The sequence below is a fragment of the Leclercia pneumoniae genome, from assembly GCF_017348915.1.
Classification (GTDB): Bacteria; Pseudomonadota; Gammaproteobacteria; order Enterobacterales; family Enterobacteriaceae; genus Enterobacter; species Enterobacter pneumoniae.
In genome coordinates this window covers 3,279,149-3,297,884 of the sequence record NZ_CP071383.1, presented here as the reverse complement: position 1 = coordinate 3,297,884, position 18,736 = coordinate 3,279,149, and the positions used below count along the sequence as shown (strand labels likewise).

Annotated in this window: 14 protein-coding genes; 4 read left to right on the top strand and 10 right to left on the bottom strand. The window is 56.4% G+C overall.

Annotated features, from left to right (window positions below):
* Positions 1-4 precede the first annotated feature (4 nt).
* The 4 genes from JZ655_RS15975 to JZ655_RS15960 form a co-directional block, all read right to left on the bottom strand.
* Positions 5-7,771, bottom strand: coding sequence for a two-partner secretion domain-containing protein (locus JZ655_RS15975; protein ID WP_207292262.1), 7,767 nt, complete (start codon positions 7,769-7,771; stop codon positions 5-7).
* Complete coding sequence (locus JZ655_RS15970; RefSeq protein WP_040074334.1) at positions 7,764-8,312, bottom strand: toxin-activating lysine-acyltransferase; 549 nt, start codon at positions 8,310-8,312, stop codon at positions 7,764-7,766. Before JZ655_RS15970 ends, JZ655_RS15975 begins: the two co-directional genes overlap by 8 nt.
* The gene (locus tag JZ655_RS15965; RefSeq protein ID WP_207292261.1) at positions 8,312-9,934 is read right to left on the bottom strand and encodes a ShlB/FhaC/HecB family hemolysin secretion/activation protein; all 1,623 of its coding nucleotides are present in this window, start codon (positions 9,932-9,934) and stop codon (positions 8,312-8,314) included. Before JZ655_RS15965 ends, JZ655_RS15970 begins: the two co-directional genes overlap by 1 nt.
* 276 nt (positions 9,935-10,210) lie before the next feature.
* Complete coding sequence (locus tag JZ655_RS15960; RefSeq protein WP_046886094.1) at positions 10,211-10,603, bottom strand: YdeI family stress tolerance OB fold protein; 393 nt, start codon at positions 10,601-10,603, stop codon at positions 10,211-10,213.
* Between the two features lie 142 nt (positions 10,604-10,745).
* Here JZ655_RS15960 and JZ655_RS15955 point away from each other — a divergent pair, with 142 nt between their 5' ends.
* Genes JZ655_RS15955 through JZ655_RS15940 form a run of 4 tightly spaced genes read left to right on the top strand, consistent with a single transcriptional unit; the run spans position 10,746 to position 13,241 of the window.
* The gene (locus JZ655_RS15955; protein ID WP_207292260.1) at positions 10,746-11,258 is read left to right on the top strand and encodes a hypothetical protein; all 513 of its coding nucleotides are present in this window, start codon (positions 10,746-10,748) and stop codon (positions 11,256-11,258) included.
* A 9-nt stretch (positions 11,259-11,267) separates the two neighbouring features.
* Positions 11,268-11,720 (top strand): DUF421 domain-containing protein, encoded by a 453-nt coding sequence (locus JZ655_RS15950; RefSeq protein WP_207292259.1) that lies wholly within the window; start codon positions 11,268-11,270, stop codon positions 11,718-11,720.
* A complete protein-coding gene (locus JZ655_RS15945; RefSeq protein ID WP_046886092.1) occupies positions 11,717-12,241 on the top strand; it encodes a 2-oxo-tetronate isomerase in 525 nt (174 codons plus the stop codon). Before JZ655_RS15950 ends, JZ655_RS15945 begins: the two co-directional genes overlap by 4 nt.
* A 10-nt stretch (positions 12,242-12,251) precedes the next feature.
* Positions 12,252-13,241, top strand: a complete 990-nt coding sequence (locus JZ655_RS15940) for an SDR family oxidoreductase (protein WP_207292258.1) — start codon at positions 12,252-12,254, stop codon at positions 13,239-13,241.
* An 89-nt stretch (positions 13,242-13,330) separates the two neighbouring features.
* On the opposite strand, the gene cydB is transcribed toward JZ655_RS15940, so the two are convergent.
* The 6 genes from cydB to JZ655_RS15910 form a co-directional block, all read right to left on the bottom strand.
* Positions 13,331-14,341: a cytochrome d ubiquinol oxidase subunit II gene (cydB, locus tag JZ655_RS15935; RefSeq protein WP_207292257.1), complete on the bottom strand. Its 1,011-nt coding sequence runs from the start codon at positions 14,339-14,341 to the stop codon at positions 13,331-13,333.
* Positions 14,341-15,744, bottom strand: a complete 1,404-nt coding sequence (locus JZ655_RS15930) for a cytochrome ubiquinol oxidase subunit I (protein WP_046886090.1) — start codon at positions 15,742-15,744, stop codon at positions 14,341-14,343. Before JZ655_RS15930 ends, cydB begins: the two co-directional genes overlap by 1 nt.
* Before the next feature lie 68 nt (positions 15,745-15,812).
* A complete protein-coding gene (locus tag JZ655_RS15925) occupies positions 15,813-16,685 on the bottom strand; it encodes a manganese catalase family protein (RefSeq protein ID WP_207292256.1) in 873 nt (290 codons plus the stop codon).
* A 15-nt stretch (positions 16,686-16,700) separates the two neighbouring features.
* Positions 16,701-17,207 carry a ferritin-like domain-containing protein gene (locus JZ655_RS15920; RefSeq protein WP_040074345.1) on the bottom strand — a complete coding sequence of 169 codons (507 nt, stop codon included), beginning with the start codon at positions 17,205-17,207 and terminating at the stop codon, positions 16,701-16,703.
* 30 nt (positions 17,208-17,237) lie between these two features.
* Positions 17,238-17,732 (bottom strand): YciE/YciF ferroxidase family protein, encoded by a 495-nt coding sequence (locus tag JZ655_RS15915; protein WP_040074346.1) that lies wholly within the window; start codon positions 17,730-17,732, stop codon positions 17,238-17,240.
* Positions 17,733-17,826: 94 nt separating this feature from the next.
* Positions 17,827-18,012: a con-10 family general stress protein gene (locus JZ655_RS15910; RefSeq protein WP_040074347.1), complete on the bottom strand. Its 186-nt coding sequence runs from the start codon at positions 18,010-18,012 to the stop codon at positions 17,827-17,829.
* Positions 18,013-18,736: the final 724 nt, after the last annotated feature.

Below are 18,736 nucleotides of genomic sequence, written 5' to 3'. Positions count from 1 at the left end.
CACGCTATTGCGCCGTCGTAAAGATGAAATCAAGCAGCTCGGGTGAAACCAGTTCGCTCATCGCAAACGGCGTCGCCACCGGAATCGCCACTATCGTCCAGGTGTCTGCCGCCAGGTTGGTTAATGGCTGCCGATGGCGCCCGGTATTCCCCTGGCTGTCATAGAAGCCCGGCAACTGTCCTCCCACATAATCGTGCGTCCCCGCATAGCCTTCAACCAGCGAATCGAGCATATCGCCAAAGAAGGTGCCCGGTTTGTAGGTTAAAGGTCCCATCAGGCCGCCCGTCCCCTGGAATCCGCCCGTCGGGCCGTACAAGCCTTTTGCCTCTTCGTTCTTTTCAGTATTGAGCAACTCTTCAAAGTTGTGATACTTGTTGTCACCGGCGAAGTAATAGTGCCCCTTATCGTTAAGTGCAAGCGAACCGTCCGGATTAACGGCACAGCGGGTATTGTTATCCTTACAGAAGATATCCAGACTCACGCGCACGCCGCCGGCCTTGATCCCGTCGTACAACCCATTACTGTCGCCGGAAACGTTACTCAGCACCTCGCCGGTTTTATCTTCAATAGGGGGCGACAAGAACGAGTTGTTGATGGTCTCCTCGCGCATTTTGGTGGCCGCCAGAGCCAGCGTCCCCTGAGTGATAGCAACATCCGGCGAGCCGGCCACAATACCCACCAGGGTCTGCAGGAAGCGGCGTTGATATTGCAGTTTGTAGACTTCGGCCAACGCGGCTTCCCGTTTCTCAACGTCGCCGGAGTCTTTTGCCTGCTTCAGCGCGGCCCGTGCGGCGGCCTGTTTACCATCTATGTAGCGGCTAATCTGCTGATTTGCATTGTCGCGGAATTCACTCGTCACTTTCACCTGAAGATTCAGCTCTTTAAAGACGTCGTCTTTATCGAAATTATTCTCCAGGCGGCCGGAATTCGCCGCCGCGGTTTCGGTGGTGATATCGGTTTTCACCCCTTCAACCGCCTGCTGCTGCTCATCCGGACGGGTGATAGTGATATTGCTGGTGTTGATCCCGCTGCGGGTGACGGAGCTGTCGCTGCCGCTGTCATGTCCCAGACCGAAGCTGATGTTCTTATCCAGCGAGGCGTAACCGTCCGCCAGGTGGGTGTTGCCGTTTTTGTCAGTCACGGTTTTATCGCTTTGAGGCGCGGCGTTATCCCCCAGCCCCAGATCGGTATTCATGCTCACTGAGCCGCCAATCCCAAAGCCGTTGCCCTCATAATCTGAATGATTGTTGATATCGCGCCAGCTTAGCGTGCCGGTGCTGAACTGGTTTTTACCCGCCTGTTCGGCACTGTCGCTGGAGGTGATCAGCCCACCGACCAGGTCGGTATGATCTTTCACGTTGATGTTGTAGCCATCACTGCCGGCAAAGACACCGGACTGCTCCTGCACCGAGGCGTAATCGGCATTCACTTTCGACTGGCTATAGTTGCCGCTGGCGGAGAAGCCATAGCCCACGGTCACCTGGCCGCCCATGTTTTTCTGTTCGCCGCGCCAGGTCATGGTGTCCTGCAGACTTTCGATGTTCAGGTTTTGCGCCGTGATATCCACCCCTTTGCCCAGCAGCTGTCCGCCGCGCAGGGTGGTATCGCCGCCGCTGATAAGGGTGGTCTGGCTGTCCATATCCCCTACGTGGCTGTTACGCCAGCTGACCTCATCGCCGTTGCCATAACCTTTCCCTTTGTTGGCCCCCGCGGTGACACCAAAGGAGGCGCCCCCCTGGCCGTAGCTCACCGCGATACCGGCATTCCAGCCGCTGGAGGTGTTATCCGAACGGTTATGTCGTTGCTGCTCAGCGGCGAGGATATTGATGTCGTTGTCGGCGAACAGGGTCGTGCCCTGCTTACCGCTAACGTCGGAACCGATGATATTGATATCCGACTGCTCGCCGCCGGTGGCCACGACCACCGCCTTATTGCCGGCATTGACCTTACTCGCCAGCGCGGAGGTGCTGTCCGTGGTTTCGGTGTTGGTCTGCTTGCTCTGACCATAGGTTAAGGAGACGCTGACGTTTTGCGCCACCGCCTGCGCACCGTCTGTCATCACGCCCTGGGCTGCGTTCATCATGGTGCTGGCCGCGCGGGCGCTATCCCAGGCCGCATTCGCGGCGGCGAGCATATTGATACGGTCGTCGTTGCTTTGGCCAACGGTCTTCGTGGCGTTCAGCACGCTCTGCAGGGCTGACACCACCGGCACGTTAACAGCGAGGGTAAGGCCTTTCTGTTCAACCGTGCGTTTATACTGGGAGGCATAAGTATTTTCTGCCGCTTCGATGGTGACGTTTTTGCCCTGAATCCCTACGTTGCCGTTCGGCGAAGAGACGGTGCTTCCGGTCTGGCGGTAATCATTACCGGCAATCAGTACCGTATCACCCTGCAGGCTACCCACCGTCGTCCCCTGGCCTGCCAGCGCCTGGCTGGCCTGATCAACGGTCTCTTTACGCGACCCCACCGTAAAGCCGATGCCGCCGGAGGACATCAGCCCCGATTTTTTCTCTTCTTTAAGATGCGTTTCGTTCTGGCGCCCGCCCATGCTGGTGAGCGTCAGATCATTACCAGCACGCAGCGCCACATCGTCAGTGCCTACCACGGCGCTGCCCGCCACGGTGAGGTTGTTACCGGCGGCAATGTTCACTGAACCGGCGCTCAGTTCGCTGCCCTGTACGCTCTGGTTATCTACGGTATCACGGGTTTTGGTGGTGGTTTTCGACAGCCAGCCATTGCCGCCCACCACTTTATGGCGTTCGTCGAGCTGATCTTCGTTAAGCACGCCTTCGAGCGTGATATTGCGCTGCGCCGCCAGCGTCAGCGCACCGTCAGAACGCATGCTGGCGCCCCGTGCGTTGATGTCATTACCCGCCGAGACGATGACGCCCCCGGTACCGTTGACGATGCTCCCGGTCTGCTCCTGGCTGCGCTGTTTCAGACTGTTGTCCGCATCCCAGATCAGGTTGTCGCTGCGGGCGGTGGTGACCGTATTCAGGTTCACATCACGTCCGGCAACCAGCTGCGCTTTGCCATTCTCACCGCTGGCAATGACCTGCGCGCCGGTCAGAGTGATATCACGGCCAGATTGCAGCGCAAGCTTGCCGTCGTCACCCTGGACATAAATACCCGAAACGCTCTTGATGTTGGTACGGGCAAAGCTGTTTTCGCCGTTCTCGCTCTGGGCGCTGGTCGTGGTCGAGGTGAGGGTGATGTCACGCCCGGCGCTCGCCAGCACGCTGTTTCCGCCCACGATCGCGCCACCGGTGTTGATGATATCGGTGCGGGCCGTCAGGCTAACGTCGTTCCCCAGAAGGGTGCCGGACTGGTTGGTAATGTTGTTCGCATCCAGCTGCAGGACTTTACGCCCGGCAATGGTTCCGCTGTTAAACAGGTCGCCATTCAGCTTCATCGACACGTTGTTCCCGGCAATCAGCGCCCCGGAGCCGTCGATATCGCCCGGTTTCACTTTGGCGTAAACCTGCGGTACCAGCACGTTCTCCATTGACCCGTCCGGCATCTTCACGCGGGTATTCACCAGCCAGACGATATCCCCGGTGAGCAGCGCCATCTGTTCCGGCGTCAGCGCCACGCCGATTTTCAGGTCGTACTGTTTGCCGAAGGTGATGCCTTTGTCCATCAGCGATTTGAACTGCTCTTCATCGTTGCTGTAGCCGTCCAGATAACGCTGCCCGGTAATGCCAACCACTTGCTCGCGTACCAGCCGCTGCTCGTAATAACCATCGCCCAGCCGTTTCAGCGTGGTGTCGCCATCCTGCGTAAAGGCGCGCTGCATATAGTCGCTGCCCAGCCACTCGCGCTCGTTGGTGAAGCGCGGGTCGGTTTCGACCAGATACGGCACGTCCGCCGAAGGGTTAACGTTAAAGAGGCTGTTATCGGGCAGAGTCGTATTCGGCCCGATGATGCGGATAATGCCGTCCGCGGGCGTCACTTCAAACTGCTGCCCGGCCGGTGGGGTGACGGGTTGCCCCGGTGAAACGGTGATGGCGTTCGCCCGACCGATGGCCACATCCGTGCCCGTTAACACCAGCGGCGTGATGCTAAGCTGGCTTCCCTCAACGCTGCCGTTGCTCACCAGCTGGCCTGGCTTCAGGGCAATGCTTTGAATCTCGGTCGGCGGTGTGTAAGCGGTCTTGCTACGACCTTGCTCATCGTCACCTTTATGACGAATACGATAGTAGTGGGTAACGGTGCCGTTATCGGTGATGTGGCGTTCGCCCGTTACATCGTCATTCTGTACGGTGCCCAACTGGTCGATCAGCAGCGTTCCGCCGGCAATGACCTGGCTCTTGTCGTTAAAGAGCTTGTCGCCGGTGAGCTGTAGATTACCACCGGCGAGGATCTTCGCCGGATCGCTCTCTTTAATGCGCGTTTCGTCGATGGTGCGGGTGTAGTTGTACTGATTAAAGTTGTCGTGACCGCCGCCGGGCTTGTCTGGCGTGCTGAGGTTACGCAGACCATCGGCAGATCTATCATTCACCTCAACCCCCTCCTGGCCCGCCTCCCAGCGGGTGGTTGAGCCGCGGTGTTGATACTCGGTGCGATCTTCTTGCGACACCCGTACCACTTCGGTGCTGAAGTGATCGTTAATATTGTTGATTTGCGAGGCCGCAATAGCCATATCGCCCGCAGACTCAATGGTTGCGCTGTGGTTGTTAATGGTGCCCGCGCGCCCGGTGGCGGCGCCGTTGGCATCCAGCGAACCGCCAATCAGCAGCGAGCCCGCGCTGTAAATCAGGCTATGTGCAACGTTGTTCAGCGTCTGCACGCCGAGATCCACCCGCTCACGCCCGGCCAGCGTCGCCGCCGTGCCATTTTCAGCCAGGTTGTTAAAGGTGATGGCATTGACGTCTACCGCATCGCCGTAGATACGCCCGGTGCCGATATTGTTCAGCGTGTCGGCGTTAATGCGGGTGTGGATCCCGTCAATCAGGCCGTAGTTGATTACGCTACCGGTAGCGGTGAGGGTGTTGCTGCCGGCGTTGATTTCGCCGCTGGCAAGGTTGGTGAGCCCGGCGCTCTGTACGTTCAGGGCGCTGCCCGCCATCAGCTTGCCGCTGTTGATAAAATCGCCTGGTGTCGCAAAGGTGAGGTTGCCGTTGGCAATCGTCTCGCCGCTGTTATTAACGCCGTTGGCGCTGCTAAGCGTCATATCCCCCAGCGACAACAGTTGGCCGCTGGCATCGAGCGACTGCGCCTGGACGTTAAGGTTTTTGCCAGCTTTCAGGGTGCCGCCGCCATTCATCAGGTTCAGCGCCGCGCCGCTCACCTCCAGACTGTTGGAGGAGGAGAGGGCCCCGGCGCTGTTATTCAACACGCCGTTATTGCGAATCAGCAGGTCATTGCTGGCCAGAATGATGCCGCTCTGGTTGTCGAGATCCCCGGTATTGAGGGTGACGTTCTGCCCCTCCAGCCCCTGGTTGTCACCCAGCGTGTTCTGGTTGACGAAGTTCAGGGCGTTAAGCGTGACCGCTTTGCCGCCCCGGATCAGGCCAGAGGCGTTATCCACCATGCCCTGTGCGCCATCGATCAGCAAATCGCCCACGCTCTGGATCTGTCCACCTCCGTTCTGGAGGCTCGCGGTATGCAGTTCGCTATCCGCCATGCCAATCAGACGCCCGCCATTGCGGTTATCAAGCGCGTCGCCCGTAAAGGTGAGGCTGGCGCCGGAGAGGGTGGTCCCGCTGCTGTTATCCAGCAGGCCACCGTTCAGGCTCATATCGCCCGCCGATTTGACCGAGCCGCCGGCGTTACTCAGGGTGGTGAAGGTCGCGTTGAGGCGTTGATTCGCCCCAATCTGGCCCTCCGTGTTGGTGATATTACCGCTCGTCAGGGTGAAGTCGCCATCGCTGGCCAGGAAGCCGCCCTGGTTATTCAGCGCACCGCTCGACAGGGTCAGCGACCCTAATGCGAGCAGGGAGCCCGCCTGGTTATCCAGCGTGCCGCCATTCAGGGCCAGGGAGGCGTCGTCGGCGACCATCACTCCCTGCTGGTTATTTATCCCTGTCGCCTCGATGCGCTGAGTTTTCGCCGCCTCAATACGCCCCTGACGGTTGTTAATGGCCTGCTGGCTAACGATCTCGCCGTCGCCGGTGGTGGCAGAAATCAGGCCTTGCTGGTTATTCAACTCGCCAGCCTCAAGCCGGTTTTTCCCGGCGGCCGCGACAATCTGGCCTGCGGTGTTATTGAGGCTGCTTGCCTTCAGGTTGACGCCGGACGCCGCACCAATCTGCCCCTGCTGATTATCAATGCTGCCGGGTAGCGCCACCGCCAGGGTGCCGCTACCGCTCTGAATCAGTTTCCCCCGCTGGTTGGCGATATCATGCGCGCTGATCCTGAGGGTGTCGGCGCTGAGCGTACCGTCACGGTTATCGAGCAACTTGCTGGTGCGCACGTTCAGCTCGCGGGCGCTCACTTTCGCGCTGGCGGTTTTCACATCGCCTGCGCCGCCGTTCAGGGTGACGCGCTTGCCCTGGGTCTGGCTGCCGCGCATGTCCACCCCCTGGCCGCTGGCGCTCAGGTCACCGCCCGCCAGCGTCTGCCCTGCGGCTGTCAACTGTCCGCTGGTCGTAAGCGTCAGGTTTCCGGCATCCGCGAGTTGGCCGTTATTTTTCACCCCGGCCGCCAGCACGCTCTCTTTGCTGCTGGTGAGGCTTCCGGCTTTCGCCTGTACGTTGTTCGCCGCCGTCAGCACGCCGGTGTTGGTAAACGCGCCAGCGGTCTGTACGCTGACGTTGTCGCTGGCACGGACGGTGCCGCTGTTCTCGATGCGACCATCAGCAGTGAGGGTGACGCTGCCTGCCTGCGCGCCTATCGCTCCGGCGTTACGCACGCCCACGCCGCGCTCGGTGCCGACCATGCGGATTTTGCCTGCGTACATGCCGCCCAGACTGGCGACATCCACGGCCAGCTGTGGGCGCGTGGCGGGGTCATCGCTCCCTTTTTCGATCTTGTCATGCGCGGCGCTGACCGTGTTACGCCCGGTAGTCACTTTCAGATCCCTGGCCCACAGCCCGGCGTTTACCTTGACCGAGCGGGCGATAATGTCGGTGTAATCGGCGCCGGAGGTGTCCATCCCGGCCCCTTCGACCACCACTTCACCGCGATCCACTTTGAAACCGGTGAGGTTGCCATCTTTCATCTGCGCCTGACCGGTGGTCAGGGTAGCGCGGTTGGCGTTGATAAAGCCGCAGCCACTACAGGTAATGCCCGCCGGGTTGGCAATCACCACCTGCGCTTTTTGCCCGGCGACCTCAATCATGCCGTTCAGCTTGCTCGGATCGCGGGCGCTGACCTCGTTCAGGATCACTTTGGCTTCGCCGCGCGCCAGCCATGGGTTGCCCGCCACCATGCCGCCCAGATTGGTCTGCACGTTTTTGTGGGAGTTATTGAGGATGGCCCCTTTTTTATCCACATCAAACTGGGTGTAACTGTTGCGTGAAACGCCTGCTTTCGATGGCGTCTGGATATTCACCTGCGGTGTGCCGTTGGCGCTGTTAATCACCGTCGGCTGTTGATTTTTTGGCGCGCCGGTATTGGCCACGATGTTGGCCTGCGCAGGCTGAATCGCCCCCATCGCCAGCCAGAGCCCAAAGCTGATGGCACTGACTTTGCCAATCAGTCGGCTATGGGTATGACCAATACCGGAAGCGCGGGACGAACCGGCGCGGCCAGAGCGGGCGATATCCGCCACCACCATCAGCATGCCGCGCGCTTTGTTAAAGACAATTCGGTAGAGGTTCTTATTCATGGTTCGTTCCTTTAAACGCTTCCGGCAGGTTGACGGCGAGCGGGTGTTGCTGTTGCCAGACTCTTGCTTGTTCCCGGCTGACGCGATCGCCGTGGAACGTCATCACGCGCTTGCCGCGCTCGGCGCCCCGGTGATAAAGCGCGCGCAAGACGTGATCGGGGAAAATATCGCGGCGGATCAGGGCTGACATCGCGGCGGTGTGCCCAAAGGGGGCGATCCAGTCGCAAAACCAGATTCGGTCGCCGCTATCCCAGTCCTCCTCCGGCATCTCAATGGAAGCGCGCGTCAGATAGCGCGCCTCTGACTCCTCGTTCAGCCACGCCCAACTGAGGAAGAAAACCGGCCGATCCCCTTCGGCGATCAGCACATACTGACGGCGCTTGATAATGGGTAAGAGCAACGTCGGCAGGGCATGCAGCGGGGCATCCCGGTGCATCGGGGAGTGCATCCACAGCCAGACGGTGGCCCCCAGCACTTCGGCTTCACTCTCTTCCCCGCCGAGGATCAGCGGCGCTTTGATCTCCAGGTTTCCGATGCGCATCACCAACTCCAGTTGAGGTTAAAGCCGAGCGTGAGATCGCTGGTTTCAAAGCCGTCCGGCTTCGAGAACGGCGTACCGGCGAAGAAATCGTAACCGGTGTTAAACGCGCTCCCGCGCAGGCCGACCACGCCGCCCGCCAGATGGCGGCCAACCGGAATATCTGCGCTGTAACCGCCCACTTCGCCGTAGTCGGCGCCAAGATAGAGTTCCTGATTCGGCAGCGGCGTGCGCCAGGCCAGATCGTTACGCACGTACCAGCCGTGGCTGGCGCTCAGGGTGCGCTCACCGTCGAAGCCGCGCACGGTCCAGCGGTTACCGATGGAGAACTGATCCTGCGGCGTCAGCGGGGTGTTGCTCATCTGGCGCAGATACTGCACGTTGTAGCGGAAGTTTTGCGTTCCTATCTCAAAGGGCAGATCGAGCTGAGCGTTGAGCTGCGTGATTTTGCTGAGGGCGGTCGCCTCGCCCCAAAACTCTTCCGGCGCTGGCTGGGCACCAAACCAGCGGGTACCGCGTTGATAGCTGATGCCTGCATCCAGCGTCGCCTGGCCGATGTAATGGCGATGATCCAGCCCTACGCGCCATGCCGCCGTCTGGCGGCGCTGGACGCCGACTTCGGTATCGTCGAAAAAGTTGCGGGTTTCACGGGTCATCACATCGTATGTGAAAGTGGTTTTTTGTGAGCCGCTGCGGTGCAGCACGCGGCTGAGCTGCACGTTGAGATTTTTACTTTTGCCGCTGTAGCGGTAATCGCCATTCAACCCGGCCACGGTCTGGTGGTAGTCATAGTCGCTACCGGTTACGCCCAGCATCCAGTAGCCAAAAGGCACCGAGTAGTGGGCGGTGTAGTTTTTACTGCCTTTGCCGCTCTTGTCATTGAGATCGTGACTGGCAGAAAAATAGAGCAGGTCGCTAAGGGAGAAGGGGTTGTCCAGCGACAGGGTCACGCCGCCCTGGTAGCGGCCGGTGGTTTCGGTACCGGCATCGTCCAGCGACAGGCCCAGACGCCACATTTTGCGCTGCTTACGGGTAATCACAATATCGCTCTCGCCGGGCTTCTCCCCGGGCAGCAGCTCCATATTGGCTTCCACCGTCGGCAAGCGCTGTAAATTTTCCAGCCCCTGCTCAATGTCACGCAGATCCAGCAGATTGCCTTCGTGAGCCGGGAAGGCGCTGTAAAGCTGGATGTAGTCGTCGCTCTCGTCAGTGAGTTTCACGTGTCGCACATAGCCCGGCACGATCGTAAGTTTTAAGGTGCCGCTTTTCAGATCCTGCGAAGGGGCGAGCACGCGGGTCGTTATCCAGCCGTGGTCGACAATGCGGTTTTGCAGGGTACTCATCAGCAGGTTTATCCCTTTGCCGCCAATACAGCGACCTTGCGCCTGACTGGCGATGCGCTGCAGCGGTAACCAGTGCGGCAGAGCCTCCTGGCCGCTTAGCGCTACGCGTTTAATCTCAAAGCAGGGCGTTTCGATGGGAAAGTCGATGCGGCCAAAGCCCGACGACGGCTCAGACAGGCGAACATCCGGTACCGGCGGCGTTAATTGTTGTTCTAATGCTCTCTGACGTTGCTGCTGAATAATGAATTGGTTTTCGGGGTCTGCCGCATGGGCAGGGAGCATTAAAGACAGGCCAGTGGCTGTCGTTATTATCAACGCGAGACTGTGTCGGGCTATCATGGGAAATCCGTGCCGTGTAAGAAAAAAGGATGCAATGTGAATTTGTGTAAAATTGTTTAAGGAAAGGGCGTTGAATGAAAGAGGGATTAATCCTAAAGCCCGGAATATTCCGAGTTTTAATCTCCTTAAATCTGGTAGGTAAAGGGCGGCAAGAATATATTCAACAGTAATTAGCGGGTATGGGAGAAATACCCGCGCAAGACTTAAGTGAAATTTGGCTTATTTCTGGATATGGTCCACACGCACCACTGGCGGGTTCATTTTCTTATCCAGACTGCCGTTAATACTGATCATGTGATCGGGTTTTACCGTACGTCCATCAAATACGGCTTGCGGAATAATGGTATCAATGGTGCCCGTTTTATCGCGGAATTTAAATTTATCGCCGCCTGAGCCATCAATCAAATTCCCGCGCAGCGAGATAGTGGCACCATCGTGCATCTCTTTGGCCTGCGTGACGGTCATGATGCGGGCATCCTCTGTGCCACGATAGCCTTCATCCAGCGAGTGGGGCGCCGGGGGAGCAGCATCTTTCTTCAGTCCACCATTATCATCGGCCCAGGCCGCCGGGATTAAAAAACAACATAATAAGGGTGCGACGGATAATTTCATACTGCCTCCTTGGTTTACCTTGCTTGACTTATTAAGCCTGGTTGCTATTTTTTATTTTGCAAACAAGAACAGTCTTAATCCAAATTATCTATAAAAATCATCTGGCTGCATAATTTTAATAAACGAGACGGTGAGGTGATAAATGACGAAAGTAAAAGAAACTTCATCCCCCCTCCCCGGGGTTGATGAGGACCGCTTTGCGCTCCAGTTTGAGTCACTGTGTCACCGCTTCGGTTTAATTTTTTTGTTAATTATCGTTGTCGCCGCACTGGCCGGTTTTTTTTCCAACGGCTATTTTAGCGAAACGATACAAAAATCCCCGAATAATATATTGCAGGTGCACTACGAACGTTTTGGTCGATTGCAAACCCCGGTACAGGTGAAAATTTCCCTGCAACTGCAAAATAGCCAGCGCCTGACCCTCCGGCTGGGGCAGGATTATATGACCCATTTTGAAACCGAAAATATCTGGCCGCAGCCTGACGAAATGCGTAGTGACGGGACAGATATCGTTCTGGTCTATAACGAAGTCACCCCCCAGCAGCCCTTTACCGTCTGGCTCTACACCACGCCAGACCAGCCAGGAAAAGCCGTTACCACCGTCAGCGTTAATAACGAGCCAGGCATTCGCTTCTGGCAGTTTATCTATCCGTAGGGGGCCGAAATGGAGATGATTCTGAGGGCGGTGGCGATCTATTTGATCTTGCTGGTGGTCTTTAAAATTGCCGGGCGGCGCGCCCTGCTACAAATGACCAGCTTCGATCTCATCTTGCTGTTAATTATCAGCGAAGCCACCCAGCAGGCGCTGCTGGGGAATGATTTCTCCGTCACGGGAGCAATGTTAACCATTGTTACGCTGGTGGTGATCGATATGCTTTTTGGCGTGCTGAAAAAATATATTCATGGCGCGGAATCGGTGCTGGATGGCTCGCCAATTATTTTGGTGTCGCACGGGGAATTGCAAAATGACAAATTGAAGAAAGTCGATGTCTCCTGCGACGATATTTTGGTCTCCGCCCGCCAAAACCACGGAATTACTGAACTGAAAGAGATTAAATATGCCATCCTTGAACGTAATGGTCATATTTCTATTATTCCTGAAGAGAGTGCGTCATGACAGAAAATATCTGGAACGAAGCGAAAACACTTAAGGAGCTCACTCGGCAGGTTGCGACTGTTTTACCTGACCTGGGCTGGTATCTCACCACGGCAGAGTCCTGTACGGGCGGCAATCTGGCGTCGGCGTTATGCGCCGAAGCGGATACCGCCTCCTTCTTCGACACTGGCGTGGTCACCTTTAGCGATGACGCCAAACATAAAGTGCTGGGGGTGAGTAAAGCGACGCTGGATAAGTACACCGCCGTAAGCGGACAGACGGTGAGTGAAATGGCACAGGGTGCGTTAAAGCTGGCGGCAGCGGATTTAAGCATCGCCATTAGCGGCTACGCCGGGCCCGACGGCGGTGATGACGGCACCCCCGCGGGCACCGTCTGGTTTGCCTGGGGGTTTCGCGGCGAGGTGAGTACGGCGGTGCAGCATTTTACCGGCGAGTGTGAAGACGTTATCGAAAAAGCGGTGCGTTATGCACTGTCGGAACTGTTGCGGCGCATTCCGCACTGGAAAAAGCAGCTGCACTAAGGAGAGCAAGATGGGTGTTGTGGTAATTACTGGCGCGACGGCGGGGTTAGGAAAGGCAACGGCGCTGCGTTTTGCCCGGGCGGGGTTCAATGTGGGGATCATTGCCCGCGATGACCACAGCCTTGCGGTTGCACGTGAAGAGGTGGCGCGTCATGGCGTGAAATGCCATACGGTGAATGCTGATGTCGCGGATGCGCAGGCCATTATGACGGCGGCGCAGGAGATGGAGCAGCATCTTGGCAGTATTGATGTGTGGGTCAACAACGCTATGTGTGGCGTCCTGGCGCCGTTTCGCGCCATGGAAGATGACGAGTTTCGTCGGGTCACCGACGTCACCTATCTGGGTTACGTCAATGGCACCCGGGCGGCGCTGGCGGTGATGACGCCCCGTGATTCAGGGATGATTATTCAGGTCGGCTCGGCGATGGCCTATCGTTCCATTCCCCTGCAATCAGCCTACTGCGGTGCCAAAGCGGCCATTCGCGGTTTTACCGACGCGGTGCGGACCGAGCTGATTCACGAGAGGATCAATATCCACCTGGCGATGGTCCAGCTGCCTGGACTCAATACGCCGCAGTTTGCATGGGCGCGGAATAAATTTGCCTTTTCTATGCGCCCGCTGGGCCCGGTGTATGAACCGGAAGTGGCCGCCGAGGCCATCTACAACGTGGTACAACGCCCGGTACGTGAGCTCTGGGTTGGGCGCAGTACATTGCAGTCGATTGTCGGCCAATTCCTCTTTCCCGGTCTGCTTGACCGCATGATGGTGAAAAAGGCGTGGGAGGGGCAGATGACCAATGAGCTGAATGCGCCCGATCGGGAAGATTATCTCTCGGGGCCGGTCAGCGGTATGCATCAGGTTCATGGCCGCTTCTCTTCAGAAGCGAATACCCGGGCGACGGCCATCACCTCTGGCGTACCGGGTAAGGTGCTGGTCGGTACGGTGGCGGTGGCCGCCGGTCTGCTGGTCGCCCGGCTGTTTACCGGTCGTAAGCGTTAATTAACGCCGCGGGGGCTGGCGTAACCAGACCCCGCGTTAACCCTTTCAGCCCTGATGAGATAAGAAGGCCGCCCCCACCCTGGCGCAGCTTAGTGATAGCCTTCATTACCGGAGATCTTGCCGCGAAACACGTAGTAGCTCCAGGCGGTATAGACGAGGATCACCGGGATAATCAACAGCGTTCCCACCAACATAAACAGCTGGCTTGATGGCGGTGCCGCGGCATCCCACAGGGTAATACTCGGTGGAATGAGATTGGGCCACAGGCTGATACCCAGCCCACTAAAGCCGAGGAAGATCAGCCCCAGCGTTAAGATAAAGGGCATCACGTGGCTGTTGGGGTTCAGGCTGAGACGCCATATCCACAGGCTAAATATCCCTACCAGCAGCGGGACCGGCAAGAACCAGAAGAAATTGGGCAGCGAGAACCAGCGGTCGGAGACATACTGCCAGCCGAGAGGCGTCCAGATACTCACCACGGCAATGACTCCCACCAGCGCCAGCAGCACCCGGCGTGTAAGATGGCGCATATGGATTTGTAACGCCCCTTCGCTTTTCATGACCAGCCAGGTGGTGCCCAGAAGGGAATAGGCCACCATCAGACCCAGCCCGCAGAAGAGGTTAAAAGGCGTTAACCAGTCGAGGGAGGAGCCAACAAAACGACGTCCCTCCACCTCAAAGCCGTTGATCATCGCCCCAACCACAATGCCCTGGCTAAAGGTCGCCAGCAGCGAACCGCCTGCAAAAGAGTAGTCCCAGAATTTACGGTGTGACGGGGTGGCCTTGAAGCGAAACTCAAAAGCCACGCCGCGGAAAATAAGACCAATCAGCATGGCGGTGAGCGGTATGGTCAGTGCGTCAATAATCACCGCATAGGCCAGCGGAAATGCGCCAAACAATCCCGCGCCGCCTAACACCAGCCAGGTTTCATTGCCATCCCATACCGGTGCGACGCTGTTTACCATCACGTCTCGCGACTGGGGATCGCGCTCGAAATAAAAGAGCATCCCAATCCCCAGGTCGAAGCCGTCCATAATGATGTACATCAGGGTGGCGAATACGATTATGGCAACCCAGATTACTGAAATATCGACGCCCATCAGGGTTTCTCCTCTTCCGGTACCGGTTCCGCCGCAGAGAGCGGACGTGCCGGCCTGCCATCGGTATGCAGCGTCAGCGCTTCGGTCGGCTGCGGCCCTTTTTTAATCAGGCGAATCAGGTAGAGCAAACCCACGCCAAAGACGGAGCAGTAGACAACAATAAAGGCCAGCAGGCTGATGCTCATCTGTAGCGTGCTGTGCAGTGACACGGCATCGACGGTTCGTAGGTAGCCATAAACGACCCACGGCTGTCGGCCCACCTCGGTGGTGATCCAGCCCGCCAGTACCGCCAGCACACCGGCGGGGCCCATGCAGAGCGCAAACCAGTGGAAGGGGCGGGACTGGTACAGCCGCTTGCGGTAGCGCAGCCACAGGCTACCGAGGCCCAGGGCAATCATCAGCAGGCCAAGACCGACCATGGCCCGGAACGACCAGAAGACGATGGTGGAGTTGGGGCGATCCTCTTTCGGGAAATCCTTCAGCGCCGGAACTTGTTTATCCAGGCTGTGCGTCAGGATCAGGCTACCCAGCGCCGGGATCTCGAGGCCATATTTAGTCCGCTCTTCCTCCATATCGGGCAGGCCGAAGAGCAGCAGTGGCGTCGCTTCGCCGGGGGGATTTTCCCAGTGTCCTTCAATGGCGGCAATCTTCGCGGGCTGATGCTCCAGCGTATTCAGGCCGTGCATATCGCCGACCAGCGCCTGAACCGGGGCAACCAGTAACGCCATCCACAGCGCCATCGAGAACATTTTGCGCACCGCCGGGGTGTTGTTGCCTCGCAGCAGATGCCACGCCCCGGAGGCCCCCACAAACAGGGCGCTACTCAAAAAGGCGGCGATGGACATATGAATAAGACGATAGGGGAAGGACGGGTTAAAGATAATGGCAAACCAGTCTTGCGGAATGACCTGACCATTTTCAATGCTGAACCCCTGTGGCGTGTGCATCCAGCTGTTGGAAGCGAGGATCCAGAATGTGGACATCAGCGTGCCCAGCGCCACCATGCAGGTGGCAAAGAAGTGCAGCCCCGGCCCAACCTTGTTCCAGCCAAAGAGCATCACGCCCAGGAAGCCAGCTTCGAGGAAGAAGGCGGTGAGCACCTCATAGGTGAGTAACGGCCCGGTGATGCTGCCGGCAAACTGGGAAAAACCGCTCCAGTTGGTGCCAAATTGATAGGCCATCACTAGCCCCGAGACCACCCCCATACCGAAGTTGACGGCGAAGATTTTGAGCCAGAAATGGTAGAGCGATCGCCAGACGTCATTTTTGGTGCGCAGCCACATTCCTTCCAGCACCACAAGATAGCTGGCGAGGCCGATGGTTAAGGCGGGAAAAATAATGTGAAACGAGACAGTAAAGGCAAACTGCAGCCTGGCAAGATGAAATGCGTCGAGTTCAAACATGTGTTCTCTTCCCCATCAACGAATGCCCCGTGGGGACGGGGCATTTGGGTATGGCATAGTAGAAGGGGTTAAGCTTTTTTCTTACCGGCACCCAGTTCTGCGCCGGTGAGAGGGTCGGCTTTCGGATCCGACTCAGTACGTTTAGCCATCGCTTTAAGCAGGGCGCTTTGCTCTTTTGACAGAGACACAGACGCGCTGCCATCTCCCCCATCAACAGCAGGCTGCGGATTAGCGACGTATTCAAAGTTATTGTCGCTGTTCCAGCTGCCCCGTACTTCACCACCTTCAGACATATTGTAGTAGGTGTTGGCGTATTGCTCGATGGGTGGCAATTTCCCCGGTGGGAAATTATTGCGAATGGACTGCAACGCCTTCTCAAAGGAGAGCTGGTGTGCCGCTTCGCGGGTCATCAGAAAAGCCAGCGCATCTTTCACGCCCGGATCGTCGGTGACGTTAATCAGACGCTCATAAATGATTTTCGCGCGCGCTTCTGCCGCGATGTTGGAGCGCAGATCCGCCGTCGCCTCACCGATGGTGTCGATATAGGCCGCCGTCCAGGGGACGCCCGCGGAGTTGGTCAGCGGAGGACCACCTCCGTACAGAAGCGAGGTGATGTGGCTGTCGTTACCGTTCGCCGTTAGCGAACGATAGAGTTCAGCTTCACTTTCGGTCCCTTCTGCCAGTTCACCTTTGGCGCCTTTATTAAGCATGCCAACCAGCGTCCCGATAATCTCCAGGTGGCTGAGCTCTTCGGTGGCGATATCCATCAGCATATCTTTACGCCCTGGATCGTCATCCCCCAGCCCCTGGGTGAAGTAACGGCAGGCGGCAGCCAGTTCACCCTGAGGGCCGCCAAACTGTTCGAGCAGCAGGTTCGCCAGGCCCGGATTGGGCTCGGCGACGCGCACGGTATATTGCAGTTGTTTTACGTGTCGAAACATAGGCTCTCCTGTGGTTTATTTTTTCGCTTCCACGCCATCGGCGTCGGAGCGCAGGAGGAACTGTTCCGTGGTATCCGGGATATGACGGATTAGCCAGTCGGCCATTTGCTGTTCTTCGGCAAGAATTGATTCAATCGCAGGCACTGACGCGGTATCGCCAGCCTTCTTCGCTGCCGCCAGCAGAGAGGTATAACAGGCTATCTCGAACTGCTCGAAAACATAGCCGCTGATGGAGCCTTTAACAATCTCATCTGACGGGAACATACCGCCGATGGACTGACCCAGGGCTGCCATTTTACTCATGGAATCTTTTACCAGCGAGCGCGAGATATCATTGCGATCAAGGATCTCTTCCAGCACAGTAATTTGATGTTTGGTTTCGGTGATGTGCTGCTCAATACGCGCGCGTACATCGGGATAGTTGTCTATGCGGCTGGCCATCGATTCGAGCATGGATTCGGCTTGCTTTTCCATCGCGTGAGCATCGCGTAGCCAGTCATGGTAATGTTCTACGTGATTCATAGTCTGTTCCTCAGTGTGTTTGCAACGTTATTATTTACCGGCTTTCTGATTGATGTTGCCTACGGCCAAATCAGTCAGTTTAATATCTGTCGCTTTCTCTTCTTCCAGCGTTTCAGCCAACAGTTTTACCGCCTTGCGATAACCTAACTGTTCGGCGAGGGTCGCCAGGGTGCCGTAGCTGGCAATTTCGTAATGTTCGACTTTCTGCGCGGCAGCGATTAACGCCGCGTCGCGGACTTCATTTTTCTCGGTGCTTTCGATGACCTCATTGGCTTCTTCAATTAAGCCTTCCATCGCAACACACTTCATTCGTTTGATTTTCAGGTTTGGTTCAGATTCAACAACCTGATCAATACGTTCGATCTGTCCTTGCGTCTCTTCAAGGTGCGCTTTAAAGGCGGCGCTCAATTTTTCACTTGAAGCCTCACGAGCAAGTTTCGCCAGCGCACGTGTCAGCTGCTTTTCTGCGCTGTAGGTGTCTGATAGCAGATGAATAAAAACATCTTCCATAGATTTCATATTCATAAGATCGCTCCGTTATTGATGACAGTAAAATACTGCGAGCCCGCAAGCCCGCAGCTCTCTCATTTTTCACTTCACTAGTAAGATGAAAAACTAATTAGGAGTTGTCAGATTTCCGTCCGCCACCATGGCTATTCTGACCTCCTTTTTTGCCAGCTTCAGAGGCGCGCTGCGGATCGTTTTTAAAGTTACCGCCGCTTTGCTGACCACCTTTTTTCCCTGCTTCAGACGCTTTTTCACGGTCTTGAGAGAAATTACCTGAACCACCACGTTGATCTGCCATATTTCAACCCTCACATGTTGCATTTATGTCAGTTAAGATACGATGTGTTCGTATCAATATGTCGTTCAGGATTAAATTTAGTTTTTATTTGGCGGGAGTCAAATCGATGTTTTTAGATATTTCACTAAGGGTTTTAGTTTTTTAACACATTATCGCTTCGGTTGTTTTTATAATAAACTGCGGCAAGATGATGTATTACATCGCTCTTCCGCTTAAGCGCAGCGATAAATTACTTTTACGTTGCGGTTCAGCATTGAGTGCCAGACGCGGCGGGGTTCTTTACGTAAGTTTACATAACCCATGCAAGGGTTTATAGCCTATAGAAAAATAAAATTGTTGAGACAATTCTTAATTATCTTGAAAGGTTTAAAATAAAATAAATTCACCGTGTGGTAGGGGTGTGAAGGGCTTAAGAAATGATATCTCATGGATTATTGACCTCAGTCAATTTTCAATAGAGATGTTTAAATTCTTATTGGCCAATATTTGTCGAATATATTTTGTTTATAAAGTGAGCTTGCCTGATGAGGAATATATTTAAAACACTTTCTTTTTAAGAAATATCCAGAAATGTCATCAGGCTGTGGTAAGGAAATACAGGATACAGAGTGAGCCTGGTTAAGGTATGCGGGCTGATGCAGTGCATAAGGACATAGAATGAGTGTCGATACTCACCGGGCATTGCCCCTTTGCCTGCAGTCTGTACCCATAAGCCAATGATCTA

Excerpts from the sequence above, each read along its gene's own strand:
- JZ655_RS15975 (WP_207292262.1), bottom strand. The coding sequence starts at position 7,771 with ATGAATAAGAACCTCTACCGAATTGTCTTTAACAAAGCGCGCGGCATG.
- JZ655_RS15970 (WP_040074334.1), bottom strand. The coding sequence starts at position 8,312 with ATGCGCATCGGAAACCTGGAGATCAAAGCGCCGCTGATCCTCGGCGGG.
- JZ655_RS15965 (WP_207292261.1), bottom strand. The coding sequence starts at position 9,934 with ATGCTCCCTGCCCATGCGGCAGACCCCGAAAACCAATTCATTATTCAG.
- JZ655_RS15960 (WP_046886094.1), bottom strand. The coding sequence starts at position 10,603 with ATGAAATTATCCGTCGCACCCTTATTATGTTGTTTTTTAATCCCGGCG.
- JZ655_RS15955 (WP_207292260.1), top strand. The coding sequence starts at position 10,746 with ATGACGAAAGTAAAAGAAACTTCATCCCCCCTCCCCGGGGTTGATGAG.
- JZ655_RS15950 (WP_207292259.1), top strand. The coding sequence starts at position 11,268 with ATGGAGATGATTCTGAGGGCGGTGGCGATCTATTTGATCTTGCTGGTG.
- JZ655_RS15945 (WP_046886092.1), top strand. The coding sequence starts at position 11,717 with ATGACAGAAAATATCTGGAACGAAGCGAAAACACTTAAGGAGCTCACT.
- JZ655_RS15940 (WP_207292258.1), top strand. The coding sequence starts at position 12,252 with ATGGGTGTTGTGGTAATTACTGGCGCGACGGCGGGGTTAGGAAAGGCA.
- cydB (WP_207292257.1), bottom strand. The coding sequence starts at position 14,341 with ATGGGCGTCGATATTTCAGTAATCTGGGTTGCCATAATCGTATTCGCC.
- JZ655_RS15930 (WP_046886090.1), bottom strand. The coding sequence starts at position 15,744 with ATGTTTGAACTCGACGCATTTCATCTTGCCAGGCTGCAGTTTGCCTTT.
- JZ655_RS15925 (WP_207292256.1), bottom strand. The coding sequence starts at position 16,685 with ATGTTTCGACACGTAAAACAACTGCAATATACCGTGCGCGTCGCCGAG.
- JZ655_RS15920 (WP_040074345.1), bottom strand. The coding sequence starts at position 17,207 with ATGAATCACGTAGAACATTACCATGACTGGCTACGCGATGCTCACGCG.
- JZ655_RS15915 (WP_040074346.1), bottom strand. The coding sequence starts at position 17,732 with ATGAATATGAAATCTATGGAAGATGTTTTTATTCATCTGCTATCAGAC.
- JZ655_RS15910 (WP_040074347.1), bottom strand. The coding sequence starts at position 18,012 with ATGGCAGATCAACGTGGTGGTTCAGGTAATTTCTCTCAAGACCGTGAA.